The organism is Roseovarius mucosus DSM 17069 (genome assembly GCF_000768555.3).
Taxonomy (GTDB): Bacteria; Pseudomonadota; Alphaproteobacteria; order Rhodobacterales; family Rhodobacteraceae; genus Roseovarius; species Roseovarius mucosus.
Map to the genome: position 1 here is coordinate 183,118 of NZ_KN293979.1, position 26,185 is coordinate 209,302.

The 26,185-nt window shown below is 63.6% G+C and carries 26 protein-coding genes; 7 read left to right on the forward strand and 19 right to left on the reverse strand.

What is annotated here, in order from left to right:
• Window positions 1–198: 198 nt before the first annotated feature.
• The 8 genes from leuB to ROSMUC_RS09980 form a co-directional block, all read right to left on the reverse strand.
• Complete coding sequence (gene leuB, locus ROSMUC_RS09940; RefSeq protein ID WP_037272491.1) at window positions 199–1,305, reverse strand: 3-isopropylmalate dehydrogenase; 1,107 nt, start codon at window positions 1,303–1,305, stop codon at window positions 199–201.
• Between the two features lie 78 nt (window positions 1,306–1,383).
• Window positions 1,384–2,433 carry an endonuclease/exonuclease/phosphatase family protein gene (locus ROSMUC_RS09945; protein ID WP_037272977.1) on the reverse strand — a complete coding sequence of 350 codons (1,050 nt, stop codon included), beginning with the start codon at window positions 2,431–2,433 and terminating at the stop codon, window positions 1,384–1,386.
• Window positions 2,433–3,281: a hypothetical protein gene (locus tag ROSMUC_RS09950; protein ID WP_037272493.1), complete on the reverse strand. Its 849-nt coding sequence runs from the start codon at window positions 3,279–3,281 to the stop codon at window positions 2,433–2,435. Before ROSMUC_RS09950 ends, ROSMUC_RS09945 begins: the two co-directional genes overlap by 1 nt.
• A 333-nt stretch (window positions 3,282–3,614) precedes the next feature.
• Window positions 3,615–4,220, reverse strand: a complete 606-nt coding sequence (gene leuD, locus ROSMUC_RS09955) for a 3-isopropylmalate dehydratase small subunit (RefSeq protein ID WP_037272495.1) — start codon at window positions 4,218–4,220, stop codon at window positions 3,615–3,617.
• Window positions 4,220–5,623, reverse strand: a complete 1,404-nt coding sequence (leuC, locus tag ROSMUC_RS09960) for a 3-isopropylmalate dehydratase large subunit (RefSeq protein WP_037272496.1) — start codon at window positions 5,621–5,623, stop codon at window positions 4,220–4,222. The genes leuD and leuC overlap by 1 nt, the downstream gene beginning before the upstream one ends.
• 306 nt (window positions 5,624–5,929) lie before the next feature.
• Window positions 5,930–6,436, reverse strand: a complete 507-nt coding sequence (locus tag ROSMUC_RS09970) for a hypothetical protein (RefSeq protein ID WP_206018441.1) — start codon at window positions 6,434–6,436, stop codon at window positions 5,930–5,932.
• 151 nt (window positions 6,437–6,587) lie between these two features.
• A complete protein-coding gene (locus ROSMUC_RS09975; RefSeq protein ID WP_037272499.1) occupies window positions 6,588–7,289 on the reverse strand; it encodes a response regulator in 702 nt (233 codons plus the stop codon).
• A complete protein-coding gene (locus ROSMUC_RS09980) occupies window positions 7,286–7,783 on the reverse strand; it encodes a MarR family winged helix-turn-helix transcriptional regulator (RefSeq protein ID WP_037272981.1) in 498 nt (165 codons plus the stop codon). Before ROSMUC_RS09980 ends, ROSMUC_RS09975 begins: the two co-directional genes overlap by 4 nt.
• A gap of 165 nt (window positions 7,784–7,948) precedes the next feature.
• Between ROSMUC_RS09980 and ROSMUC_RS09985 the strand changes: the two genes are divergently transcribed.
• From ROSMUC_RS09985 to ROSMUC_RS10015, 7 genes are all read left to right on the forward strand, one after another.
• Entirely contained in the window at window positions 7,949–8,815 is an 867-nt protein-coding gene (locus ROSMUC_RS09985) for a branched-chain amino acid aminotransferase (protein ID WP_037272501.1), read from the forward strand.
• A 900-nt stretch (window positions 8,816–9,715) separates the two neighbouring features.
• Entirely contained in the window at window positions 9,716–10,405 is a 690-nt protein-coding gene (locus tag ROSMUC_RS09990; protein WP_037272503.1) for a sugar transferase, read from the forward strand.
• A gap of 210 nt (window positions 10,406–10,615) precedes the next feature.
• Entirely contained in the window at window positions 10,616–12,010 is a 1,395-nt protein-coding gene (locus tag ROSMUC_RS09995; protein WP_037272504.1) for a membrane protein, read from the forward strand.
• A 10-nt stretch (window positions 12,011–12,020) separates the two neighbouring features.
• Window positions 12,021–13,310: a glycosyltransferase family 4 protein gene (locus ROSMUC_RS10000; RefSeq protein WP_037272507.1), complete on the forward strand. Its 1,290-nt coding sequence runs from the start codon at window positions 12,021–12,023 to the stop codon at window positions 13,308–13,310.
• A complete protein-coding gene (locus tag ROSMUC_RS10005) occupies window positions 13,307–15,301 on the forward strand; it encodes an acyltransferase family protein (protein WP_037272509.1) in 1,995 nt (664 codons plus the stop codon). The genes ROSMUC_RS10000 and ROSMUC_RS10005 overlap by 4 nt, the downstream gene beginning before the upstream one ends.
• A complete protein-coding gene (locus tag ROSMUC_RS10010; RefSeq protein ID WP_037272511.1) occupies window positions 15,298–16,875 on the forward strand; it encodes a GMC oxidoreductase in 1,578 nt (525 codons plus the stop codon). The genes ROSMUC_RS10005 and ROSMUC_RS10010 overlap by 4 nt, the downstream gene beginning before the upstream one ends.
• Window positions 16,872–17,633 carry an SDR family NAD(P)-dependent oxidoreductase gene (locus ROSMUC_RS10015; RefSeq protein ID WP_037272513.1) on the forward strand — a complete coding sequence of 254 codons (762 nt, stop codon included), beginning with the start codon at window positions 16,872–16,874 and terminating at the stop codon, window positions 17,631–17,633. Before ROSMUC_RS10010 ends, ROSMUC_RS10015 begins: the two co-directional genes overlap by 4 nt.
• Window positions 17,634–17,636: 3 nt before the next feature.
• Here the strand turns inward: ROSMUC_RS10015 and ROSMUC_RS10020 are convergent, their stop codons facing one another.
• The 11 genes from ROSMUC_RS10020 to ROSMUC_RS10070 all read right to left on the reverse strand — a co-directional run bounded on the left by ROSMUC_RS10020 (window position 17,637) and on the right by ROSMUC_RS10070 (window position 25,949).
• Complete coding sequence (locus ROSMUC_RS10020) at window positions 17,637–18,248, reverse strand: extensin-like domain-containing protein (RefSeq protein WP_037272515.1); 612 nt, start codon at window positions 18,246–18,248, stop codon at window positions 17,637–17,639.
• Window positions 18,245–19,162 (reverse strand): prephenate/arogenate dehydrogenase family protein, encoded by a 918-nt coding sequence (locus tag ROSMUC_RS10025; protein ID WP_206018442.1) that lies wholly within the window; start codon window positions 19,160–19,162, stop codon window positions 18,245–18,247. The genes ROSMUC_RS10020 and ROSMUC_RS10025 overlap by 4 nt, the downstream gene beginning before the upstream one ends.
• Window positions 19,162–20,244, reverse strand: a complete 1,083-nt coding sequence (gene hisC / locus ROSMUC_RS10030; protein ID WP_037272520.1) for a histidinol-phosphate transaminase — start codon at window positions 20,242–20,244, stop codon at window positions 19,162–19,164. Before hisC ends, ROSMUC_RS10025 begins: the two co-directional genes overlap by 1 nt.
• 116 nt (window positions 20,245–20,360) lie before the next feature.
• Window positions 20,361–20,981, reverse strand: a complete 621-nt coding sequence (gene rpsD, locus ROSMUC_RS10035; protein ID WP_008280757.1) for a 30S ribosomal protein S4 — start codon at window positions 20,979–20,981, stop codon at window positions 20,361–20,363.
• Window positions 20,982–21,136: 155 nt separating this feature from the next.
• Window positions 21,137–21,667, reverse strand: coding sequence for a peroxiredoxin (locus tag ROSMUC_RS10040; protein ID WP_037272523.1), 531 nt, complete (start codon window positions 21,665–21,667; stop codon window positions 21,137–21,139).
• A 139-nt stretch (window positions 21,668–21,806) separates the two neighbouring features.
• Window positions 21,807–22,871: a Hint domain-containing protein gene (locus tag ROSMUC_RS10045; RefSeq protein WP_037272526.1), complete on the reverse strand. Its 1,065-nt coding sequence runs from the start codon at window positions 22,869–22,871 to the stop codon at window positions 21,807–21,809.
• A gap of 101 nt (window positions 22,872–22,972) precedes the next feature.
• Window positions 22,973–23,905, reverse strand: coding sequence for a lipid A-modifier LpxR family protein (locus ROSMUC_RS10050; protein WP_037272529.1), 933 nt, complete (start codon window positions 23,903–23,905; stop codon window positions 22,973–22,975).
• Window positions 23,906–24,031: 126 nt separating this feature from the next.
• Window positions 24,032–24,616, reverse strand: a complete 585-nt coding sequence (locus ROSMUC_RS10055) for a GNAT family N-acetyltransferase (protein WP_037272532.1) — start codon at window positions 24,614–24,616, stop codon at window positions 24,032–24,034.
• On the reverse strand, window positions 24,613–25,008 hold the full coding sequence (locus tag ROSMUC_RS10060) for a ketosteroid isomerase-related protein (protein ID WP_037272535.1): 396 nt from the start codon (window positions 25,006–25,008) through the stop codon (window positions 24,613–24,615). The genes ROSMUC_RS10055 and ROSMUC_RS10060 overlap by 4 nt, the downstream gene beginning before the upstream one ends.
• Window positions 25,005–25,466, reverse strand: coding sequence for an arsenate-mycothiol transferase ArsC (locus ROSMUC_RS10065; protein WP_037272538.1), 462 nt, complete (start codon window positions 25,464–25,466; stop codon window positions 25,005–25,007). Before ROSMUC_RS10065 ends, ROSMUC_RS10060 begins: the two co-directional genes overlap by 4 nt.
• A 3-nt stretch (window positions 25,467–25,469) precedes the next feature.
• Window positions 25,470–25,949, reverse strand: coding sequence for a UPF0262 family protein (locus tag ROSMUC_RS10070; RefSeq protein WP_037272541.1), 480 nt, complete (start codon window positions 25,947–25,949; stop codon window positions 25,470–25,472).
• Window positions 25,950–26,185 lie beyond the last annotated feature (236 nt).

Here is a 26,185-nt window from a genome sequence, read left to right on the forward strand (position 1 = left end):
ACGGTTAAAGAGTGTGAGCCGCCGGGGGCATTCCCGGCGGTTTTTGCATTGGGTTGACGCTGGCCCCAATCGTCAATGCGCGGCTCATCTCTTGTGGCATTGGCCCCCGCCACCCAGCCAAACCTACGCCGTGCACCCCCTCCAACAAAAAGGCCCGCGCAATTGGCGGGCCTTTGGACTTTTGTAGCGGCGTTCGCCTCAGAGGCTTGCCTCCAGCGCCGCCACGATGGCATCCCCCATTTCCGAGGTAGAGACCGGCGTTACACCCTCTTCGCCCAAGAGATCGGCAGTGCGCAGCCCGTCCGCCAGCACCTGCTCCACGGCCTTCTCCAGGCGCGTGGCCTCTGCCCCTTGGTCGAACGAATAGCGCAGCGCCATGGCAAAGCTGAGGATACAGGCGATCGGGTTGGCCTTGCCCTGTCCGGCAATGTCAGGGGCAGAGCCATGCACCGGCTCATAGAGCGCCTTGGGCCGGCCATTGGCCATCGGCAGGCCGAGAGAGGCGGACGGCAGCATACCCAGCGATCCCGTGAGCATCGCCGCCGCATCCGACAGCAAATCGCCAAAGAGGTTGTCGGTGACGATCACGTCGAACTGTTTGGGCCAGCGGCAAAGCTGCATCGCGCCTGCGTCCGCATACATATGGCTCAGCTCGACATCGGGGTAATCCGCGTCATGCACCTTCTGCACGACCTCGCGCCAGAGAATGCCCGACTCCATGACATTGGCCTTTTCCATGGAACAGACCTTGTTGCCCCGCTTGCGCGCCAGCTCGAACGCGGCACGTGCCACGCGGTCGATCTCGCTCTCGGTGTAGCGTTGCGTGTTGATGCCGACGCGCTCATTGCCTTCGGTGAAAATGCCGCGCGGCTCGCCGAAATAGATGCCGCTGGTCAATTCCCGCACGATCATGATGTCGAGACCGGCCACCACATCCCGCTTGAGGCTTGAAAAATCCGCCAGCGCGTCAAAGCATTGCGCCGGGCGCAGGTTGGCGAAAAGGTCCATTTCCTTGCGCAGCCGCAAAAGGCCACGTTCTGGTTTGACGCTGAAATCGAGGTTGTCGTATTTCGGACCGCCCACGGCCCCCAAGAGCACGGCGTCGACCTCTTGCGCGCGTGCCATCGTGTCGTCATGCAGCGGCGTGCCGTGCTTGTCATAGGCGGCCCCGCCCACCAGATCCTCGGAGACGTCGAACACCAGCCCGCGCTTGGCCCCGTACCAGTCGATGATCTTGACCACCTCGGTCATGACCTCGGGGCCGATACCGTCACCGGGCAGAATAAGAAGCGATGGGTTGCTCATGGGGCGTTTCCTTGGCTTGCGTTGGATGTTGCCCGTTGGCCTATACGCAAGCCCCGGAATGGTCAAGAAACCCCGATGTTACGGCAGGCTCAGATCGACCCAGACCAGCCGATGACGGCTGGCGGTGGCGGCCATATCCCCCTCTGGCGTGCCCTCGGGCGGCCAATGCACGCCTGCATCCGCGACCCTCAAATCAGCGGCGGGCAGGATATAGGACACCCGCCGCGCGCCGGGGCCCGGAGGGGGCCATTCGACGGTTTCCAGCTGCGCCGCCTTTTCTCCGGGGCGTATCGGGCGGGGGTCTTGCAGGCGCGGGTCGGCCAAGAGCGCGCGCAGTGCCTCAGGCCGCCCCTCGCCGATCTCGGGATCCAGATTGGCAACGCCCATCAGCACGAACCGTCCCCTAGGCGACGGCCCAAACGCGCCATCAAGGTAGAGCTGCCAGAACCGAAGCTCATCATGGTTGCGCCGCCCGTTCAGATCCTCCGGGCCGTCAAAGACCGGCGGGGTGGCGTGAAAGGTCATCACCTGCAACGGCCCCGAAGGCAGCAGGACCGGCACCACCCAATGTGCGCGCGACGACAGGCGCTGCACCGCCTGTGCCGCATCTGAGGGGAAGGGGGCATCGCCCTTTCGGGGCAAAAGCGCGCCGGGCAGGTCCCGCCACAGAAACGCGGTGAAGTCTCGCGCGTCCGCCTCCCCCACGGGATAGCGCGACAAGAGCGCCATGCCGCCCTGACCGGCAAAGGCGCCATACCCCTGCGCATCCCGTGGTCCGCCGCGCCGCCCGTCGCCATCCATGTCGAGCCCGGTGGCGAGACCTGCATTGGGGGCGCGGGCAAAGAGGTGTTCGTAACGTGGCCCGCCCCTGTCGGAAATACGGTCGCGCAGCGTGCTCAGCGCAAGCAGATCCAGGTCATAATCCACCCCCTGCAAGACCAGAATATCCGGCTGAGTTTGCGCCAGCACATGCAGGATTGCTGCGATCTGCGCATCGTCGCCCTGCCGCAAATCCCGCAAAAGAAGGCCCGGCCCCGCGCGTTCCAAGTCTACATTCCAACTCGCCAGACGCAGTCTGTCTGCATAGGCGGGCAGTGCGCAGAGAAATAGCGCGAAAAGCCCCCAGATCAGGCGCCCTGCAGCCCCTTTGCGATCAGCGCGTCGCCTTCGGCATAGGCGCGGCGGCGCTTGTCCTCGATCATGTCGGCGATCCGGCTCATCGCGATGCCGCGCATCAACATGCTGGCAGGAAGAAACGCCCATGCGGTCATCGTCCAGATCAAGGTTTGCGGTTGCGTGATCGAAATCGGGTCAATCATACCCGAGGCCGCGCGCACCACTGCTGGAATCAAGAATGGCAGCAAAGATCCTAATACAACGTTAAGAGCGGCATCCCGCCGCAAACGGTGCAGCACATCGCCGCCGCCTGTGGGATCAAAGAGCGGCAGGTTGATCCAGACGTTGAACGCCCCCGACCGTGCAGGCCAGCCCAGGAACCGCACCAGCGTCACGAAATAGAGGATCATGACCAGCGACAAGGTATAGGAAATCCCCGAGGCGATCCGCACCATGTCTATCAGCGCGGCATCGGCATCTGCAGGCATCATCAGCACCACCAGACGCACGGGTGAATAGGGAAAATCGATGGCGTCGCCCAAACCCCGGCCGAATTGCGTCACCCACTCGGTCGCTTCGGTTGGGTTGGTCGTGCCGCGCACGATCATCGACAATGACACGAGGATGGCGGCCAATGCAAAAAACTTGGATCGGTTGAACGGCGGGGCAAAGCGGAATTCGATGATGCTGGGATATTTGCCGTAATATTCGATAAAGGTCATGAACCCCGCGAGGATCGAGAGCACGATCACGATCTGCGCGGTATCCGCGCCTGTGGACGGCACGACCAAAGAGGGCGTGGCGACCAGGATCGCAATCAGTATGGCACGCGCAAGCGCACCTGGAATCAGTGAAAACACTGCCCGTTCCCCTTCAACTTGGTCGGTCGCGATGCGGTGCCGCGCCCTTGTTCCAACTTGATCCCACACTTTATGGCGGGTTGCCTCAATCTCGCCCAATTTTTGCCTACTTTCACTATTCACCACAAGCCCTTGGTTAATAAGACGAAAGATTTAGGGCCGATTGAGGGTCCAAGTGGTGCAGGATTGCATCAAACTTGGTTCAACTTTGTGGCGTAAGGGGCTGTAAACACTGTATCTTGTAGCGTGTGTCGGGCTGGCCACAAGGCGCGCGGCCAAAAGAAAACGCCGCGAATTGCTCCGCGGCGTCCTTTTCTTGTGTGGCGGTCCGGTTCAGACCCAGGGGCGCGCCTGTGCCGCCTGCGCCTCAAAGCTCTCGATGGCCGCGGCCTTTTCCAGCGTCAGGCCAATGTCGTCCAACCCTTCCAGCAAGCAATGCTTCTTGAACGCATCCACTTCGAAGCCAAAGATTTGACCTTCCGACGTCGACACGGTCTGCGCCTCCAGATCAATCTCGATCCGCGCATTGGCGCCCTTCTCGGCCTCTTTCATCAGCACATCCACCTGCTCTTGCGGCAGGGCAATCGGAAGGATGCCGTTCTTGAAGCAGTTGTTGTAAAAGATATCGGCAAAGCTCGGCGCGATGACACAGCGGATGCCGAAATCCTTGATCGCCCAGGGGGCGTGCTCGCGGCTCGACCCGCAGCCGAAATTGTCGCCCGCAACCAAGATCTGCGCGTCGCGATACTGCGGCTTGTTCAGCACGAAATCGGGGATTTCCTTGCCTTCGCTGTCATAGCGCATCTCGTCAAAGAGGTTCACCCCCAGCCCCGACCGCTTGATCGTTTTGAGGAACTGCTTGGGGATGATCATATCGGTGTCGATATTGATCAGGGGCAGGGGGGCGGCGATACCGCTGAGTTTCTCGAACTTTTCCATCACATCATCTCCCTTACATCCGTCAGATGCCCTGTCACCGCTGCCGCCGCCGCCATGGCGGGGCTCATCAGGTGGGTGCGTCCGCCCCGGCCCTGACGCCCTTCGAAGTTGCGGTTCGAGGTGGCCGCGCAGCGCTCGCCCGGCGACAACTGGTCGGGGTTCATCGCAAGGCACATCGAACAACCCGCAAGCCGCCACTCAAAACCGGCCTCGATGAAAATATCCGCCAACCCCTCTTCTTCGGCCTGCGCCCGCACAAGGCCAGAGCCGGGCACGATCATGGCGCGTTTCACCTTGATCTTCTTGCCCTTCAGGATTTCGGCCGCGGCCCGCAGGTCCTCGATCCGGCCATTGGTGCAAGAGCCGATAAAGACGGTGTCGATCTCGACCTCGCTCAGCTTCTGACCGGGCTTGAGGCCCATGTATTCCAGCGACCGGCGGGCCGCATCCACCTTGCCGCCGCTGAAATCTTCGGGCGCAGGCACGGTGGCGGTAATCGGCAACACGTCCTCGGGGCTCGTGCCCCATGTCACGACGGGGGCGATATCCTCACCCTTGAGTGTCACCACCTTGTCCCAATGCGCGTCGTCATCGGAATAGAGCGTTTTCCACCAATTGAGCGCCGCCTCCCACTGCGCGCCCTTGGGCGCGTGCGGCCGGCCTTTGACATATTCGAATGTCTTTTCGTCCGGCGCGATCAGGCCTGCGCGCGCGCCGCCCTCGATCGCCATGTTGCACACCGTCATGCGGCCTTCCATGCTCAGATCGCGAATGGCCTCGCCGCAATATTCGATCACATAGCCGGTGCCGCCCGCCGTGCCGGTGGCGCCGATGACCGAGAGCGTGATGTCCTTGGCGGTCACACCGGGGCGCAGTTTGCCGGTGATCTCGACCTTCATGTTCTTGCCCTTGCGCTGAATGAGCGTCTGCGTCGCCAGCACGTGCTCGACCTCCGAGGTGCCGATGCCATGCGCGAGCGCGCCAAAGGCCCCATGCGTCGCGGTGTGGCTGTCGCCGCACACCACCGTCATGCCGGGCAGGGTCCAGCCCTGTTCGGGGCCGACAATATGCACGATCCCCTGCCGCACATCCGACACCGGATAATAATGAATGCCGAAATCGCGCGCATTCTTGTCCAGCGCTTCAACCTGAATACGGCTGTCCTCGGTCATGGTGGCGGCATTGGCGCGGTCGAGCGTCGTGGGCACGTTGTGATCGGGCACGGCAATGGTCTTGTCGGGGGCATGTACCTTGCGCCCGGCCATCCGCAGCCCTTCAAAGGCTTGCGGGCTTGTCACCTCATGCACGAGGTGGCGGTCGATATACAAAAGGCACGTGCCATCTTCGGCCTCATGGGCCACATGGGCATCCCATATCTTGTCATAGAGTGTCTTGGGGGACATGCGTCCTCTCCCGTTTTGCTGGTTGGATTGGCTAAGAGACGTCACGAAAAGGCAGCGCGCCTCATAGGCGCGCAGTAATGCTGCACATCGCCCCAAAGAACCTCCAGGGCAGGCGCGCGCGATCATCCATGTCGAAAACCCGTGTCATGCACCGCAGATACAGTGCCGCCGCCCCTCTATCAAGAGGGTAGCGCGCCGCGATGCGGTCAATGCCGTGCCGCTCCGGCTTCATCTGGCCCAAAATACCTCGGGGGAGTCCCGGATGAAATCCGGGACGGGGGCAGCGCCCCCATCCCACTTTTCAAATCAAGGCTTGTCGCCGATCTCGCCTACCAGGGTAAAGAGCCGCTTGGGATCGCCCGCCGGTTCGATCTTGAGCGCGCCAACCCCGCGCTTGTCCGCGAATTGCCCGGTGCCGCTGACCAGTTCCCAAAACCCGTCATCATGCAGGGCGGGCTTGTCGGCCCCTTTCATGAAAACGGCGCGCACGGTGAACTTGATGACCGCCACATCGCCGTTTTCCGCCTCGAACCGCAGATAGCCGCGCGGGTCGCCCCCCAGGGGCGGCTGAATGTCATGCCAGCCGAATTCCGTGACCTTTGCCCCGGCCAGCACGCCCTCTCCCTCGGATACGCCTTCGCGGCGCACCGCCAGTACGAAATGCGGGGTGCCGTCGCCCATCTCAAAGCGCATCTGCTCTTGCGGGTCCATGACCGCGCTGACGGATACGGGCGCGGCCATCGCCCCGCCCGCCAGCAGCAAGGTGACTGCGCTCAGCGCCGCAAGGCGCGCTGTCTCAAATCTAAAATGCATTTGTGGTTCTCCTGCGAAACGATCTGTCCAAGCCTGATCGGCCGACAGGCAAAGCTTTTCACGCAGGCACCACGCGCTCAACGGTTGTTTGATTTCAGTCAGTCACTTATGCGTGCAAATATCGTGATTTTGGAATGTATGGGGGCCACGCTCAGTCCGACGACAGCATATAGCCCTCGCCGCGCACGGTCTGCAGATAACGCGGCTGCTTGGGATCGCTCTCGATCTTGCGGCGCAAACGGGTGATCTGCACATCCACCGCGCGTTCCTGCGCCTGCCCACCGTCGCGGCCGAGATCCTCGACCAGCTTGGCGCGGCTCACCGGCTTGCGCAGGTTCTCGGCAAAGATCCGCATCAGCTGCACCTCGGTCGCGGTCAGGCGCACAGGCTTGCCCGCCCGGCTGAGTTCCGCGCGCTCGATGTCATAGCGCACCGGCCCCAGATGCACGATCTTGGGTTGCGCGGGCTCCTGCTCGGGCTCGGGCATTCGGCGCAGGATCGCGTTGATCCGCAGCAACAGTTCCTTGGGCTCGAACGGCTTGGGCAGATAGTCATCGGCGCCCGCCTCCAGCCCTTCGATCCGGTCGGGTGTCTCTCCCTTGGCGGTCAAGAGCAGGATCGGCGTCTTGTGGGTGGCGCGCAGCGCGCGCGTCAATTCCACCCCGCTCTCGCCGGGCATCATCACATCCAGCACGATGAGGTCGAAATCCAGCCCCGCCAGCACGCGGCGCGCATGGCCTGCGTCGCGCGCCACGGACACCAGGAATCCATGCCGCATCAGGAACTTGCGCAAAAGGCCGCGAATACGCTCGTCGTCATCCACAATCAGCAGATGCGGGGCGGGCTCGGTCATGTGTCACTCTCCCGGATGGCATGATAACGGCGGCGCAAGTCTGGTTCCATCATCGCCTCCAGTACCTGACGGAACCCGGCGACGGCCTGCGGACCCGCCGCGCGATAGGCGGCGCGCATGCGCGCGCGCTGTGCGTCCGACAGCTTGCGCTCAAGTGCCGCCCCCGCTTCGGTCAAGGTCAGGTGCCGCTCGCGCTTGTCCGTGGTGCCGACCCGGCTCTCGACCAGCCCGTCCTCGATCAGGGTGCGCAGCACGCGGTTCAGGGATTGCTTGGTCACGCCAAGGATGGCCAGCAGGTTGTTGACCGTGGTGCCGGGGCTGCGCGCGATGAAATGGATCGCCCGGTGATGCGCCCGGCCATAGGCCATGGTGGCCAGAATACGGTCGGGATCGGCGGTAAATCCGCGATAGGCAAAGAACATCGCCTCGATACCCTGACGCAATTGCTCGTCGGTGAGAAACAACAGGTTTTCGCCACCATGCATTTCGGCCATGCTCAGGCTCCGTTCACAATCATCACGCCACATATTTCATATTAAGTCAGCTTTGTTGACATTCCAAGATCAAACTGCTACCGAATCTCAGTTTTTGCGCAATAATATGTCCGAGGCGGACATAAGCAGCGCAATAAATGCAAACATCGCGAAGAGGAAGCGGAAATGTCTGGCTATGACGATCGGGACGGCAAAATCTGGATGGATGGCAAAATGGTGGACTGGCGGGATGCCAATGTGCATATCCTGACCCATGCGCTGCATTATGCCAGCTCGGTCTTCGAGGGCGAGCGCTGCTATGGCGGCAAGGTCTTCAAGAGCCGCGCCCATTCCGAACGCCTGCTGAAATCGGGCGAGTTGATGGATATGGCGATCCCCTACACGGTGGATGAAATCGAGGCGGCCAAGCGCGCCGTGCTCGAGGCCAACAACCTCACCGATGCCTATGTGCGTGTCGTCGCATTCCGGGGAGCGGGCCCCGACATGGGTGTTGCCGCTGCGCGCAACCCGATCCGCATGGCCGTCACCGCCTGGGAATGGGGCAATTACTACGGCGACGCCAAGATGAAGGGGGCCAAGCTCGACATCGCCAAATGGAAACGCCCCAGCCCCGAAACGATCCCCGTCGCCGCCAAGGCCGCCGGTCTCTACATGATCTGCACCATGTCCAAACACGCCGCCGAGGCCAAGGGCTGTTCGGATGCCATGTTCCTCGACTATCGCGGCTATGTGGCCGAGGCGACGGGGGCCAATATCTTTTTCGTCAAGGATGGCGAGGTGCATACGCCGCTGGCCGATGCGATCCTCAACGGCCTCACGCGCCAGACCGTGATCGGCATGCTCAAGGATCGCCAGATCAAGGTGCATGAGCGCCATATCATGCCGGAAGAGTTGGAAGGGTTCGAACAGTGCTGGCTGACCGGTTCCGCCGCCGAGGTGACGCCGGTGGGCCAGATCGGCGACTACACCTTTGAGGTGGGCGCGATGACGCGCGACGTCTCACAGGCCTACGAGGCGCTTGTGCGCGCCTGACCGGCTGCAAAGCCCCGGCCGGACCCCGGCCCTAATTTCGCCACAATCGCCGCTCGGTCCTGTCGGGCGGCGTTTTCATGCGGAGTCCGGTGTTTTTGCACCGTGCTGACTGAGTGATTCGCTGAAATTTCACACCGCGACGCCATTTGATCCCGTAAAAGTTCCCCTCAAAGCTCTCCTTAAACGTGTCAGAAATGTGTCGCGCCTGCGTCGCACAACGCAGCTCTGCCTGCGAGGGCTTCGGCGCACGGTCCAGATCATCTCCTGTTTCCAGGGCTGCAACATTACGCTACGTCGCAACCCGTGCTTGGCAACCAAAGCGGTATTTTTCCCCCTATCGCGGCGGCAATGCGCGGCGTATCGAAGGGTTGTTTCGAGAGGCGGGACAATCCGGCGCACAACCCCCTGTGCGATCCGTGATGCCGTCAACAGTTCGAGGGACAGTTTGTGGTTAAAATGTGGCATGATCTGGCCGCATCCGGACAAAATGGGCAAGACGCATTGTGGCAAAACATGGGCGGCCACAGGGGGGGCTGCCGTGACCTGACGGGAAGCGGTGGCGGCCGAAAACACCCCTGAGTTGTATTTTTTCGGGGTCCTTGACTTGGTCAGAGGCAAGGTGCATCAACATGTAAGTTACGTTAATAACTAGTAAATCTGGAAATGACAGGCAGTGGGGGCATTGGCCGGTCGTATCCTCGGGGTGAATTGCCTGACCGAAGTCATATGCGAAAAGTGACGCATTACTTGGTCCCAGCCTGCCGAACTCTGGCGACAGTTGCGCCACATTTCGGACATCATTGTAACGGTGCGCCAGACGACAGGCGCGGCCCGTGGCAACAGGCAGGGCGGGGTATGTGTAAACGGTTTTAGGGTTTCGAGATTCTGGGGAGAGCTGCCATGTCACTGCGATCTATTTCGGTGCCTTTGCGCCGGGAAGACGCGAATTTGATTCAAAATCCGACCGTCGGATTGAAATCGGTTCAGGTCTACGGACATTTTTTTAAGCGCGTTCTGGATATTGTGATCGTCCTGCTTGCGGCACCCGCCGTGCTCACGGTCGTACTCGCCCTTTGCGTGTTGATTGCACGGGATGGCGCGTCGCCCTTCTATTCGCAGGACCGGGTTGGCAAGAATGGCCGCATCTTCCGGATGTGGAAACTGCGCAGCATGGTGCTGAATGCCGATGAACAGCTTGAGAGCTATCTTGCGGCCAATCCCGCCCGTCGTCTGGAATGGGACGAGCATCAGAAACTGCGCCATGATCCGCGGATCACCCGCATCGGTCGGCTGATCCGCAAGACCTCGCTCGATGAGCTGCCGCAACTGTGGAACGTGCTGATCGGTGATATGTCCATCGTGGGCCCGCGCCCCATGATGCCCAACCAAAAGGCGCTCTATCCCGCTCGCGGCTATTACGCCCTGCGTCCCGGCATCACCGGCTATTGGCAGATTTCGGTGCGCAACGAGAGCAGCTTTGCCGAACGCGCCCAATTCGATACCAAGTATCTGCGTGAGCTGTCCTTGTGGACCGACCTGCGCGTGATGCTCTGCACTTTCCGCGTGGTCTTGAGCGGGACCGGCTGTTAGGCACCTGCACCGCCCTTGCCTGCGCGCGGGACAATCTGACCGGGACTGGCGCATTGATGCACCTAGCGGCCAAAATCGCGGCGCATCGGTCTGAATCTATTGAAATTCATCGGTTTTGGCACCTAGGCTATCCGTGCCATCTGGCTTTGTGGGGCGCGCTGCGACCCGCTGCCAGACCGGCGAAACAGTCAAAGAGGTGCCCGGCGCGTCATGCCCAATGCCTTGGCCTATCTGATGCTGGCCGCCTGGCCGCTGATCACGCTGGTGATGTTCCGGCGTTGGCCCATGGAGCGTGCGCTGATCTGGTCGCTCTTGGGCGCCTATATGTTCCTGCCTCCGCCGCCTGCGGCCTTCGATTTCCCGCTGATGCCACCCCTGACCAAGGAATCGCTGCCCAGCCTTGCCACTTTTGTCATCTGCCTCATCCATGCCAAGGCCCGCGCGCCGCTCTTGCCTCAGACCCTGCCGGCCCGCGTCCTTGTCGCCCTCTTCATCCTCAGCCCGGTGGCCACGGTCCTCACCAATGGCGAGCCGGTGTTCTATGGCCGTATCGGCCTGCCCGCGCTCGGGCTCAAGGACATGGTGGCGCTCTGCCTCTTGCAAGCCATCCTGCTCTTGCCCTTTCTGCTGGCGCGGCAACATCTGGCCACGCCTGAGGGGCTGCGCGAACTGGTGAAGGCGCTGATGCTGGGCGGGTTGATCTATTCCCTGCCGATGCTCCTCGAGGTGCGGCTCTCTCCCCAGCTCAACATCTGGATTTACGGCTACTTCCAGCACAGTTTCGAGCAGATGATGCGCGCGGGCGGCTTCCGCCCCATCGTCTTCATGTATCATGGCCTCTGGGTGGCCTTCTTCACGGTCATGGCCATGACCTGCGCCATCGCGCTTGCGCGCGAGGCGGATGTGCGGCGGCGCATCTTTTACCTCTTGGCGGCGCTCTATCTCGGCGGCGTGCTGGTGCTCTGCAAATCGCTGGGGTCGCTCATCTACGGCGTCTATCTGGCCCCTCTGGCGCTGTTCCTGCCCACCCGGATGCAAATCCACATCGCAGGGGTCATTGCGGTGGTGGCGATTGCCTATCCCGTGCTCAAGGGCGCAGGCCTGATCCCCGTGGACTGGATTCTCGAACAGGCCGCCAAGGTGGACCCCGAGCGCGCCAATTCCCTGCGCTTCCGCCTCGATAACGAGGACATCCTGATGGAACGCGCCCTTGAAAAGCCGCTCTTTGGCTGGGGCAGCTGGGGGCGTAACCATATCCTCAATCCCATCACCGGCGTGATCGAGACCGTGACCGATGGGCGCTGGATCATCCTGATCGGTATTTTCGGCTGGGTTGGGTATCTGGCGGAATTTGGCCTGATTGCCCTGCCGGTCCTGATGCTCTGGGTCTATGGTCGCCGTCTGGGCGATGCGGCTCATATGCGCCTGATTGGCCCGGTGGCGCTCTTGCTCGCGGTCAACCTGATTGACATGCTGCCCAATGCCACACTCACGCCGCTGACATGGCTCTTTGCCGGGGCGGTGCTGGGCTTGGCCGAGACCGCGCGCCATCAGCGCCCCGTGACCGCCCGCCGCCGCCCTCTGGGCTGGCGGCCGATCATGTGAGGCGCGCGCCATGACCCGCCCCCGCGTGCTGGTCCTTGCCGAGGCCGCCAATCCCGAATGGGTCAGCGTGCCGTTGGTCGGATGGTCGCTGGCCACCGCCCTGCGCGAGGTGGCCGAGGTGCATATCGTCACCCAAATCCGCAACCGCGATGCGTTTTTGCGCGCGGGGCTGGTCGAGGGCGTGGATTTCACCGCCATCGATTCCGAGGCGCTGGCCCGCCCCCTCTGGGCCCTGGGCGAGCGGCTGCGCATGGGGCAGGGCAGGGGCTGGACCACGCTGCAAGTGATCAACGCGCTCAGCTATCCGTGGTTCGAGCATCTTGTGTGGCAACAGTTCGGCGCGGCTATCCGCGCCGGGCGCTATGACATCGTGCATCGCATCACCCCGCTCAGCCCGACGATTTCCTCGTCTCTTGCGGGCAAATGCGCCCGTGCGGGCGTGCCCTTTGTCCTCGGGCCGCTCAACGGCGGCGTGCCATGGCCCGCTGGCTTTGATGCCGAGCGGCGGCGCGAGCGCGAATATTTCAGCTATCTGCGCAGCGCCTACAAGGCGCTGCCGGGCCGCACCGCGACCCTGCGCCATAGCGCCGCCATCTTTGCAGGCTCTCGTCACACGATGGGCGAATTGCCTGCCTTTGCCCGTGCCAAGACCGTCTATCTGCCCGAGAACGCCATCGACCCCGCCCGCTTTTCCCGCATCGCCACACCCGCCTCGAATGGCCCCTTGCGCGCGGCCTTCGTCGGGCGGCTCGTGCCCTATAAAGGCCCCGATATGCTGATCGAGGCTGCAGCACCTCTCTTGCGCTCGGGGCACCTGCGTCTTGATCTGGTGGGCGACGGGCCGATGATGTCCGCCTTGCGCGCGCAGGCCGATACCTTGGGCGTGAGCACTCAGATCACCTTTCACGGCTGGCTGGAGCATCGCGCCGTGCAGGACGTGCTCGCCACCTGCCACCTCTTCGCCTTCCCCTCGATCCGCGAATTCGGCGGCGGCGTGGTGCTCGAGGCGATGGCCCTGGCCGTGCCGCCGCTCATCGTCGATTACGCTGGCCCCGGCGAGCTGGTCACAGCCGCGCGCGGGCTCAAGGTGCCCTTGGGCACGCGGGCCGAAATCATCGCAGGCTTTGCCAAGGCGCTTGAGGCGCTCAGCCACGACCGCGCCGCCCTCGCCGCCATGGGGCAGGCGGGCCGCGCATGGGTGCTGGACCAGGCCACATGGGCCGCCAAGGCAGGCCAGGTGCGCGCCGTCTACGACGCCCTGCTGGCCAAGGCCCCGCTGCCCGAGGTCTTTGCCGCATGAGCGCCGCCTACCGCCCCGAAATCGACGGTTTGCGCGCCATCGCGGTGTTGTTCGTGGTGCTCTATCACTTCGGGATGCCGGGCATTCCCGGCGGCTTTGTCGGCGTGGACATCTTCTTCGTCATCTCCGGCTTTCTGATCGGCGGCATCCTCTGGGCGGACCTGCGTGAAACGGGCCGCATTCGCCTTGCCCGGTTTTACCTGCGCCGCCTGCGCCGTCTGGCCCCTGCCTATTTCGCCATGGCAGCGGCAACGCTGCTGATGGGCTGGCTCATCCTCTTGCCATTCGAGTTTCGCGAATTCGGCAAATCCCTGATCGCCGCCACGGTCTATCTCTCCAACATCCATTTCTACCGTGAAGCGGGCTATTTCGACGGCGTGTCCGAGGAAAAGCCGCTCTTGCACACATGGTCGCTGGCGGTCGAGGAACAATTCTACATCGTCCTGCCCTTCCTCCTCTTGGCTCTGGTCCGCTGGCGCCCCACGCTGCCCATGATCCTCGCGGCCCTCGCCGCGCTCTCGCTCGCCGCCTGTCTCTGGCTCACGCCCCACTCGCCCACGGCGGCGTTTTACCTCTTCCCCTTCCGCGCGTGGGAGCTTTTGGCGGGCGTCCTGCTGGCCATCGCGGGGCAGGAGAACAAGGCGCGCTACGCCCTTCATCCTGCGCTCTCGTGGGCCGGTCTGGCGCTCCTGCTCGCCTCCATCACCCTGATCCGGGCCGAGGGCTTTCCCGGCTGGCAGGCGCTCTTGCCCGTCGCGGGCACGCTGCTGATCCTGATGAATGGCCGCGATGCCAACCCCGTGAACCGCGCCCTGATGCACCGGGCACCGGTATTCATCGGCCTCATCTCCTATTCGCTCTACCTCTGGCACTGGCCGATCTTTGTTCTCTCCTCCTATTGGCGCGATGGCTATTCCGGCCCGGTCGAGTCTGCCGCCTGGCTCACGCTTGCTTTTGCCCTTTCCATCCTCTCGTGGCGTTACATCGAACGCCCCGTGCGCCGGATGCAGGGCGGTACGCGCGCGCTTGTCTCAGGCACGGCGCTGGCCTCGCTTGCCCTATTGGCCGTGGGTCTGCTCCTCTGGCGCGGCGATGGCCTGCCCACCCGCTTTGCGCCCGAGTTGCGCACGCATATCGCCGCCTCGGGTGATTTCAATCAGGACTGGTCGCGCTGCACCACCCCGACCACCGGCCCACTGGCGGGGGTCGAGACCTGCCCCATCGGCCCGGATGGCCCGCCTGAGGTGCTGATCTGGGGCGACAGCCACCTGCGCGCCATGAAAGAGGGGTTGGAGGTCGCCGCCTTCGCCGCCAACCGCCCCGCGCTCATCCTCTGGCACGCAGGCTGTCCGCCACTCTTTGACGTGGCCAAGGCCGAAACCGCCGCCACCCCGGCCCAGGACGCCGCCTGCACCCGCGCCAATCAGACCATCCGTTCCGGCATCGCCCAAATGGACAGCCTGCAAACCCTGCTCCTGATCGGCCGCTGGTCCTATTATGCCGAAGGGCAGGGGGTAGGGCTCGACGCGCACAACCGCATTACTCTTGCGCCATTGCCCGACAGCCTCTTGCCCCAAGGTCCGCAACACACGCTCTTCAACGCAGGCTTGACCCGCACCATCGCCGAGATCTCCACGCACGTCCCGCGCATCCATATCCTGCGCCAACCGCCCGAGGTGCCAGAGTACGATTCCCGCGCCGTGGCCCGCGCACTGGTACATGGCCGCATGGGCGTGGACGACACGACCCGCCTCACCGTGCCCCGCGCCATGGCCGAGGCGCGTGCCGCCCGCGCCGAGGCGCCGCTGATGGCCTTGGCCCGCTCCGGGGCGATCACCCTCATCGACCCTTGGCCACGGCTCTGCGATGCCAGCACATGCGGCGTGATGCAGGACGGCCAAGCGCTCTATTTCGACAACAACCACCTCACCAACCGCGCCGCCATCGCCCTCAGCGATCTTTTCGCGCCCACCTTCGAGGCCTCGCAATGACCGCCGAGATACGCAATGCCCATTGGGACGTGATCGTCATCGGCACCGGCATGGGCGGTGGCCTCATCGGGCGCAGGCTGGCCGAGCGTGGCCTCAAGGTGCTCTTCATCGAGAAAGGCCCCAAAGGCCACAGGTCCGAGCGTCAGGGCCTCAACCCCGAAATGGTCGATCCCACCGCCCGCCAGCTGCGCGGCTATTGGCCGGGGCCGATCCGGGCGCAGATCAATGGGCGTGCCTCGGAATTCTTTGATCCCATCGGGGCCGGGGTGGGCGGCTCGTCCGTATTCTACGCCGCCACGCTGGAACGCCCCGAACGCCACGATCTCGATGCGACAGAGACCCGCCCGCACCCGACCGGCGGCTGGCCCGTGGGCTTTGACGCGATGCGCGACTGGTATGATCAGGCCGAAACCCTCTTGCATATCTGTGGCGATGCCGATCCGCTTTCGCCCGAGGCGGACGCGCCGCTGCGCCCGGCACCGCCGCTCTCGGCTCCCGATGCCGCCCTCATGCAGAGCCTGCGCGCGGTGGGGCTGCATCCCTACCGCCTCCATGCCGCGATCCGCCATGTGCCGGGGTGCCATGAGTGTCTGGGCGTCAAATGCCCCAAGCCCTGCAAGATGGATGGCCGCTCTGCGGGCGTGGAACCGGCCCTTGCCACCGGCAATGCGGCCCTTCTGGATCGTGCCGAGGTGCGCCGCCTCTGCGGCACGTCCCAGACCATCACCCATATCGAGGTCATCCGCGAGGGCGAGAGCTTCACGCTTACAGCACCCCAGATCGTGCTCGCCGCAGGCGCGCTTGGCTCGCCCCGCCTGCTTTTGGCCTCCGCATCCGAGCACTGGCCCGAGGGTTGCGCCAATGGCTCCGGCCTCGTGGGGCGCAACCTCATGTTCCACCTCAACGAGATTTTCGCCCTCTGGCCGCCCCGCGGCACGCCCGACAGCGGCCCGAGCAAGGCGATCTCGCTGCGTGATTTCTACCACACCGATGGCCAACGCTTTGGTACGGTGCAGTCGATGGGCATCGCGGCGGGCTATGGCGAAATCGTGCACACGCTGAACGGCATGTTCGACCGCTCCGCCCTGCGCCATATCCGCCCCTTGCGCCATTTCACCCGCCTGCCTGCGGCCCTTGCGGCGCGGATATTGGGGCGGGCACAGGTTTTTGTCGGGCTGATGGAGGATCTGGGATACCCCGAGAACCGTGTCACCTATGACCGCACCACGCCCGATGCCATCGACATCAGCTACACGCTGCACCCTGAATTGCTCGCACGCCGCCGCGCCTTTCGACAGGCTATCCGGGCGGGGCTGCGCGGGCACCGGAGGCTCTTTCTCACCCATACGCCAGAGTTGAACTTTGGCCATCCCTGCGGCACGCTGCGGTTTGGCACCGATCCCGGCTCCAGCGTGCTTGACCCCGACTGCCGGGCGCATGGGCTCGATAATCTCCATGTGGCGGATGCCTCTTTCATGCCCTCGTCCATGGGGGTCAACCCAAGCCTCACCATCGCCGCCAACGCGCTGCGCGTGGCCGAGGTGATCGCCCGCCGCAGAAAGGCCATGACATGAGGCTCTCGGACGGATTGGCGGTCGTGACCGGCGCAGGCGGCGGTTTGGGGCGTGCGCTAGCCCTAGACCTCGCGGCGCGCGGTCAGTGTGTCGTGGCCCTTGGCCGCGCCCCCGATGGGATCGCCGAGACCGCCGCCATGGACAAAAGCGGCCGGATCACGCCCGTCACCGCCGATGTCACAGGCCCGCAGGCCCTGCGCGCGGCCTTTGCCCAGATCACCCGAACCGCGCCGGTGACGCTGCTCGTCAACAACGCCGCCGTCTACCCGCGCCGCGATTTTCTGGATGAAACCCCCGAGAGCTTTGCCGAAACCGTGGCGATCAATCTGGGCGGCACCGTGGCCTGCACCCGGCTCGCTCTCGACAGCATGGTCGAAACCGGCTTTGGCCGCATCCTCAATGTCTCGACCTTCGCCGATCTGGTCCCCTTGCCCGCCTCCTCGGCCTATGCGGTGTCCAAGGGGGCAGGGCGCATCCTGACCCGCGCGCTTCTGGCCGACCTTGCCGACCGCTTTCCGGGCATTGTCCTGACCGACTGGATGCCCGGCATGCTCGCTACCCGCATGGGCGTGCCCCATGGGCTTGACCCGGCGCAGGCTGCACGCTGGGGTGCCGCTCTTGCGCTCTGGCACGATCCCACGCTCAATGGCGCGGTGTTCGAGCAGGATCGCGAAATCCTGCCCGCGCGCGGCCTCAAGGGCCTGATCAAGGATGCGCTCTTGCTGCGCCGCCGCCGCCCGCGCGTGATCCAGACCTGACCGTTACCGGCAATACGGCCCGTTGCCGTGCTTGGCCGTGTCGAAATGGAAATGGTCCTTATGGTGCCGGTCCGAATTCGGGCCAAGCACGGTGCCAAACGTCCCGCAAGCCTCGCCATGCACCCGCTTGAGGATACGCCCCTCATGACCTCGGCCCCAATCCCTGAGAACCGAGATATCCGAGCCGTCTTTGAGCTTCAGCGCCGAAATATCAATTGCCTTGCCGCGCCCATGTTCGGAAATCCGCGCGCCCGGCTGGCTGTTGCGCGTGCGGCAGACGTAATGCGCCGGCACCTGCAACCCCGTCAGCCCGCCGCCCATGCGCCCGACCGCCGGCTTGGCGCTGCGCTTGACCCAATCCCCGAGCGCCCGCGCCGTCGGGCAATCGAGCGTCGCCGCTTGGCTCAATCGCACGCCATGCACCGCCTCAAGCCGCACGGCGCGCTCAATCCCACAGCCATTCACCTCATGGTGCTGAAACCCCGAGACAGACCCGATCAACCCCGGATCACCACAGAGCCCGCCCCCCCGGCTGACCTCGTCATTGTCGCTGCGCCCACAGCCCGACGCGATCAGGCTCAGGCCCGCGGCGATGCCCAGAACCGCCCGCCTCATGCCTTCTTGGCCCGGCCGAAATCCGGCGCGGCAGTGTCCTGCCCGGCCTCGATGATGCCGCGCCGAATGGCACGGGTGCGGGTGAAATAGGCGTGCAGGTGATCGCCATCGCCAATGCGAATGGCGCGTTGCAGCGCGAACAACTCCTCGGTAAAGCGGCCCAGAATTTCCAATGTCGCCTCCTTGTTGTTGAGAAACACATCGCGCCACATGGTCGGATCAGACGCGGCAATCCGGGTGAAATCCCGGAACCCGGCGGCGGAATACTTGATCACCTCGCTATCGGTGACGCGGCGCAGATCGTCGGCCACACCGACCATCGTATAGGCAATCAGATGCGGCGCATGGCTCGTCACCGCCAGCACCAGATCGTGATGCTCGGCGTCCATCTCATCGGTGTTCGACCCAAGCGCCCGCCAGAACGCCTCCAGCCGCTCCACCGCCGCACGGTCGCTGCCCGCTTGCGGCACGATCAGGCACCAGCGGTTGTCAAAGAGTTCGGCAAAGCCCGACCGCGGCCCCGAATGTTCGGTCCCCGCCAGCGGATGCGCCGGCACGAAATGCACGCCCGCCGGAATATGGGGGGCGACCGCCTCGATCACCGCCTTCTTGACCGATCCCACATCGCTGACCGTGGCACCGGGCTTGAGCGCGCCCGCGATCTCGGCGGCAACCGCCCCCATCGCGCCCACCGGCACGCAGAGCACCACCAGATCGGCACCCGCCGCTGCCTCTGCCGCGCTGTCGCAGACGCGATCACACAGCCCGATTTCGCGTGCCACTTCGCGCGTCTGGGGCGAGCGCGCATAGCCCGTGATCTCGCCCACAACACCCGCGCGGCGCATCGCATGTGCCATGGATGATGCAATCAGCCCCAGCCCGATCAGCGCCACCCGGTCATAGATCTGCGCCATCACCGGACCCCCTTGAACTGTCCGATCACATGCGCCACCCGGCGACAGGCGGATTCCTCGCCCACCGTGATCCGCAACCCATTGGGAAAGCCATAGCCGCCCACCCGGCGCACGATGATCCCATCGGCGCGCAGGGCCGCATCGCAGGCCGCCGCCTCGTCCTCCGAGTCAAACCGCGCCAGCACGAAATTGGCGTGGCTCTCGTCCACCGCAACACCGCTCTCGCGCAGCGCCTCGGTCAGCCAGGCCCGGTTGCGCAGCGTGTCGCTCACCACCTTGCCCAGCCACTCCTGATCCCGCACCGCCGCTTCGGCGGTGACGAGTTGCGTGGGCGACAGATTGAAAGGCTGGCGAATGCGGTTCAGCACCTCGATCATCGCGCGCTGCGCATAGCCCCAGCCGATCCGCAGCCCGCCCAGACCATAGGCCTTGGAAAAGGTGCGCGTCATGATGACATTGTCGCGTGCCTCGACCAGCGCCACACCGCCGTCATAGCCTGCGGCGAATTCCGTATAGGCCCCATCCAGCACCAGAATGGCCCCCTCGGGCAGGCCATCGGCAAGCCGCGCCAATTCCGCCTCGGGCAGGATGGTGCCGGTGGGATTGCCGGGATTGGCGATAAAGACGATCCGCGTTCGCGCCGTGCAGGCCGCCAGAATGGCGTCCACATCCACCACGCGCTCCCGCTCGGCCACACAGACCGGCGTGGCCCCCACCGCATGCGCGAGGATGGGATACATGGCAAAGCCGTGCTCGGTGTGGATCACCTCGTCACCCGCTCCGGCATAGGCTTGTGCCACGAATTGCAACACCTCGTCCGATCCCACGCCACAGATCACCCGCTCCGGGTCCAGCCCATGCGCTTCGGCAATCGCGCTGCGCAACTCGGCATGGTCGGTGCCGGGATAGCGATGCAGCGTCGCGGCAGAGCGGGCAAAGGCCGTCTTGGCCTTGTCCGACGGGCCATAAGGGCTCTCATTGGCCGAAAGCTTCAGTGGCTCGGCTTTGCCTGCAATCACGGCCTCGCCACTCTTGTAGAGCGCGATTTCCATGATGCCCGGCTGCGGCGTGATCTTGGTCATGTCATTCCCCGTCTATCGTCAGAGGTTCTAGCTTTGGTGCCCCGGCTTGACCAGCACCAAAAGGAAAAGGCCGCGGCGGTTCCCCGTCGCGGCCTCTTCGCTGCATTTCAGAACGCTTAGTTCTGCGCGTAGAATTCGATCACGAGGTTCGGTTCCATCATCACCGGATAGGGCACATCCGACAGGCCGGGCTGACGGACAAAGGTGGCCTTCATCTTGGAATGATCCGCCTCGATGTAATCGGGCACGTCACGCTCGGCCAGTTGCACGGCCTCGAGCAGAACGGTCATCTGCTTGGAACGGTCACGGACCTCAATCACATCGCCCTCTTTCACACGGTAGGAGGGGATATTGACCCGCTGGCCATTCACGGTGACATGGCCATGGTTCACGAACTGGCGCGCGGCAAACATGGTGACCACGAATTTGGCGCGGTAAACCACGGCATCCAGACGACGCTCCAAGAGGCCGATCAGGTTCTCGCCGGTGTCGCCCTTCAGACGCTCGGCCTCGGCATAGATGCGGCGGAACTGCTTTTCGGTCAGGTCGCCGTAATAGCCCTTCAGCTTCTGCTTGGCGCGCAGCTGCAGGCCAAAGTCAGAGATTTTGGCCTTGCGGCGCTGACCGTGCTGGCCGGGGCCATATTCACGCTTGTTGACGGGGGATTTCGGGCGGCCCCAGATGTTTTCACCCATCCGGCGGTCAATTTTGTACTTGGCAGACGTGCGTTTGGTCACGGCTGATCTCCTTCACTTGAATCGAAGGGCGTTGTCCTCTGCGTTCCGGCACGTTCCGGTCAGCCGACAGGTCTCCCCTTGCGGGGTCCACCAACACCAATGAAGCCGCGCTTATACAGGCGCGCCAGCGGGTGTCAACAGGGGGCAGTGCCCCTTTATTCTTTCTCGCGAATATGCGCCAGCAGCGTCTCAGCATCCGACACCTTGACCGGCACGCCCGCCGGGTTGTCTTGCAACCCCGGCTCGGCAAAGAGCGCGGTGATCACCCCATCCTCCACCAGCATCGAATACCGCCAGCTGCGCTTGCCCATGCCCTGACGCGAGCGATCCACCAGCATGCCCAAACCGTGGGCAAAATCGCCATTGCCATCGGGCAGCATCATGGTCTTCTCGATCCCCTGCGCCTTGCCCCATTGGAACATCACAAAGGCATCGTTCACAGCGGTGCAGATCACCCGGTCGATCCCGGCAGCGATGAATTCGTCATAGAGCCACTCATACCCCGGCAGGTGGCTCTCGGAACAGGCGGGCGTGAACGCGCCCGGCAGGCCAAAAACCACCACGCGCTTGCCCGCGAAAATATCGGCGGTGCTCAGATCCTTCCACTCAAAGGGATTGTCGCCCTCCAGCGCCGGATTGCGCACGCGGGTATGAAAGATGACATCAGGCACGGTTTTGGGGGTCACGTCGGGATCTCCGGTTGAGGCTGGAACTGTTCCCCGACATAAACCACCCGCGCGCGTGGTAAAGGGGCCAAACCCGCCAAAATCCGTTCTTCATCTGGCCCGAAATACCTCGGGGGTCCGGGGGCAGCGCCCCCGAACCTTACGCCGCCTCATGCGCGAGGATCGCCGCCTCGGACCCGTTCAGACAGCGCCGGGCATAGCCGCCATAGAGATTGGGCTCGTATTCCAGATTGGGATTGATCGCGAGGAGCCGCGCGCGATCGCCCTCGTCCAGCGTCGAGAGTGCCGCGCTCGCGGGGTGAAAGCTCTCGGTTTCCAGGCCATTGGCCCAGATGATCTGATGGCGCGGCAAAAGCAGATGAATATACGTCACCTCGCGAGAGGCCAGATCAACCGCCACCGTGTCATTGTTGATGAGGTCACGCGCCATCACCAGCACCTCGGGCGTGTTGAAGAGCGCGCGCGCCACATCGCCCCGCACCAGCATCCGGTGTTCCGGGCTGACCAGCAATTCCGCATCCGGCCGCCCGATGCCAAGTGCCCCGGCCCGTAGACGGATCGGCCGCAGCTTGGGCATGGCAAAGAGCCGTGCTCCGGTCATCCGGCGACTGCCGATCCACTGGATTTCCTCGGCGCCGTTGTCCCGGGTCTGCACATGGTCGCCCTCGCGCAACTCCTCGACAAGCCGCGGTCCCTCGGGCGTTTCGATCCGCGTGCCGGGGGTAAAACAGATGACCCCTCCGCTCGCCGGTCCGGTTGAGGCCCCGCGCATCCCCTCAAGCGAGTGGTGCACGATCCACATTTCCCGCCCGCGGGGCGGAATTTCGTCGTGAAACATCAACAGCGGCGTGCCCTCGCTGCCCACTTCGATGATCGTGACCGTATAGCTGCGCGTGCCGTCTGTGACGACGAAACCCAAATCCATCAGCGGCTCTTCCACATCCGCCGGGATCAGATCGCGTGTGTTATTCATCGCTGCGCCCACCAGACGCCGCACCATCCGTGCCGCACGTTTGCGGTTCACGGTTCCCCCATTCGCCCCTTCCAGACGCAACAGTTGGTTCGGCCCATCGACTCGCACCGCATCACCCCGCCAGGACCACGTCTGTCCCACCGAAAGTGACTGCACCGGCGCAGTCGTGATCCCGTCCAGTTCTGTTTGCGACCAGGAAATGACGAACGTGCCTCGAAAGCCCGTCCCCATAACCCTGACTGCCTGCCTCTTCGTTTCTTTTTTTATCGCTTATTATTATCGTTAAGGTAGCAAAGGCGAATCAGTCTGAAAAGCCCCTGATTGCATTTTTGTCAGAACCGCAGCCTGAACTGCACAGCGCCCAGAAATTGCCCCTCGCGCTGTTCATCGAATTCCTCGCTCAGCCACGTCAGCCCGTAAAAGAGCGCGGCCCCGTTGCGGTTTTCCCAATGCAGCCCTGCGCGCACCCGTGTGCGGTCCTCGGTCAGGGTGACACCGCTGCGCGCGGGCAGGTAATCGCTGTCATCGACATAGGCAATGTCGGCCCCCAAGAGAAACGCCGTGCCCGCCTGCTCGGCGCGCACCACGCGGTAGCGGTGGCCCGTGACCGCATCGCGCACCTGCAACTCGCCGCGCCCGATGTCCCCAAAGGTGATGTCTGCCCCCGCCCGGATCAGGTCCTCGACCCCCAGCCGTGCCTCGGCAAAGGGGCGCAGCCGCGCAAAGCCCAGCTCAAACTCGCGGCTCGCTTCGAACACGCCCGAGGGGCGGATTCCATCGTCGATCTGGTTGCGCCGGACCCGCCGGCCCACGTCGCGCCCGCCCAGAAACCCGTGCAAAAAGTCTTGGAAATCATCGAGCTGCGTTTGCGGCCCGGTCACGATCAGATCTGCGCCCAAGGCGTAATCCACCTGAGCTTTCTGGAAATGCGTATGCAGCCCAAAGCCGAGCGCGCCCACATAGGGCCGATCCAGCGGGGCAGGGCGGCTCAGGTTCTCGGGGGCAATTACCTCACCGTGAAACCGGAATTCCAGAAGCTGCCCGATGCGCTCTGGCGCGTGACCCTGCCACGCAGGCCCCCAAACCCGGCTCGACGTGATCGACCCGGTGCGCCAGCGATCGTCCGTGTCGCCCAGAACGTCATTGGTGAACAACAGGCCATAGCCCAGGCGTTGCCGCCCTTCGGATTGTGCCGAGGCAACCGTGCTCAGGCCCATTGTCAGTGCCAGAAACGCCCCGAGGGCAATGGCGAAACTACGTGTCATGCGTCACGTCCCCATGTTGCGCCCCCCGGCGTTTTCTGCTTAGCAAACCCTCACGCGAATTGACCAGCTAAACTTTACCATTCCGTGAAACCGTGGCGCAAATCCCATGGTTTCGCGCGCGCAAGGTCAGAGCGCGCGCATCCAGACTTGCAGATCATGGGCGCTTTCCTGCGCCGCCCCGATCTCCCGCCAGTTGAATTGCGCCACCGCTCCTGACAAAGGCGCATAGCCCCGCTTGTGCCAAAAGTCGTCCAGGGGCTGATACCCGTCGGGGCGCGCCGGGTGATCCTTGGGCCGCACAACCGAGCAAAAGGCGGCATAGTCGCGCCCCAGTTCCCGCGCCTGCGCCTCGCGCAGATCAAAGAACCGATGACCGATCCCCTGACCGCGATACTCGGGTAAAAGCACGCTTTCAGCGCAATAGAATATCCGCTCCAGCGCAATGCCACTCTCGGCAAAGGCCGCGCCGAAATCGTCGGCGTGATCCTCCATCGGGGCGCCCGTGGCCGCCCCAATCAGCCGCGCGCCGTCATAGGCCCCTACCAGAATGGCATCGGCACTGTCGCGGTAGACCTGCAAATACCGCTCTTCATAGGCGGCATCGCCCTCGTAGAGATAGGGATAGGCACGAAACACCTCGATCCGGAGCCGCGCCACATCGGGCAGGGCGCGCGCCAGCGCCGCCCCCGTCAGCCGCTCGACCCGGATCATGCCGAGACCTGTTTCACCCAATCCGCAAGGTTGTAATAGGTCACGACGCGGGTGATCAGCCCATCCTTGAGCGTGAAGAACGACCCGGCAGGCAGAACATAGGTCTGCCCCTTCGCCTCCGGCAGGCCCTCGTCGGTCTCCAGATAGGTGCCGTTCACGACGAATTCCGCCGCCGCCCGCGTGCCACCTTCGGCGTCAAAGATCACCATATCGGTCAGCTCCTCGCGGTAGCACCGGCTCATGTGATCGCAAAACGCACGAAAGAGGTCCTTGCCCTCTCGCACCTGCCCCTCGTTCACATGGTGGCGCACATCGTCGCTCAGGCAGGCCAACATGCCGGGCACATCGCCCCGGTTGAAGGCATCAAAATAGGCTTTGACGGTCTCGTTCATAAATCCTCCCGGGGTGGTCCCCAACGGTCCTGCAAATGCCCGATGATCTGATCTCGGGTCTGACGATAGCTATCCAACCGCGCCTCGCGCGTCTGCGCAAGGCCGGTCGGGTCCATGATCGGCCAATAGACCACATCGAGATGAAAAAACCGCGTCAATTCCAGCGCCCGCCGCTGGCTTGCCGGGCTGAGCGCGACGATGATGTCAAAGGATGACAGATCGTCGCCCCACTGCTCCATCTGGTCAAAGCTGCGGCTGCGGTGCCGCTCCAGCTCCACGCCGATCTCTCGGCATACGGCGATGCTGAAACCGTCGATCTCCATATCGTTCTTGACGCCCGCCGATTGCACATAGGTGTCGGTGCCATAAAACTTCTTCATGATCCCCTCAGCCATGGGCGAGCGGACCGCGTTGTGATCGCAACAAAACAGCACCGATTGCGGCAGCGGCTCGGGCATGCCTCAGCCCCCGAAATGCAACACGCAGATCAGCGTGAACAGGCGCCGCGCGGTGTCATTGTCGATCTCGGCCTTGCCCTCCAGCCGCTCGGCCAGCACGCGCGCGCCCTCATTGTGAATCCCGCGCCGCGCCATGTCGATGGTCTCGATCTGAGAGGGCGGCATGTTCTTCACCGCGTCAAAATAGCTCTCGCAGATAGCCCAGTAATCCTTGACCACCTGCCGGAACGGGCTGAGCGACAGATGGAACTCGGCCGCCGGTTCGTCCGCGTCGGTGCGGATGTCGAACACCAACCGTTTTTCGCGGATCGCCAGCCCCAGACGATACGGACCCTCCGGCACCGGGCGGTCGTCGCGCGCGGGCAGCGCAAAACTGTTTTCCTCGATGAGATCATACATCGCCACCTTGCGCTCCTGCTCGATCTCGGGCGTGGGGGGCGGAAGGTTGGCATCGTCCAACTCTATATGGCAAATCCGGCTCATTGGTCTTACTCGTGCTGCGTCCTTCCCTCGTCCCTAACGCAGCGCGGCGGCTTGGGCAATCGCCGTGACCTCTTGGCCGTCGCTTGGGGCGCGTGGCGTCACTCCCCCGCCACGCATGCCGGGAAATTGCCGCGAAATCTTGGCGATTGATCACAATCTTGCCTTGTTGCCGTGGCAAATTGTTCCCAGATCGGCAATAATACTGAAAAACAGGCTAAGCCGACCTTAAGAGTATC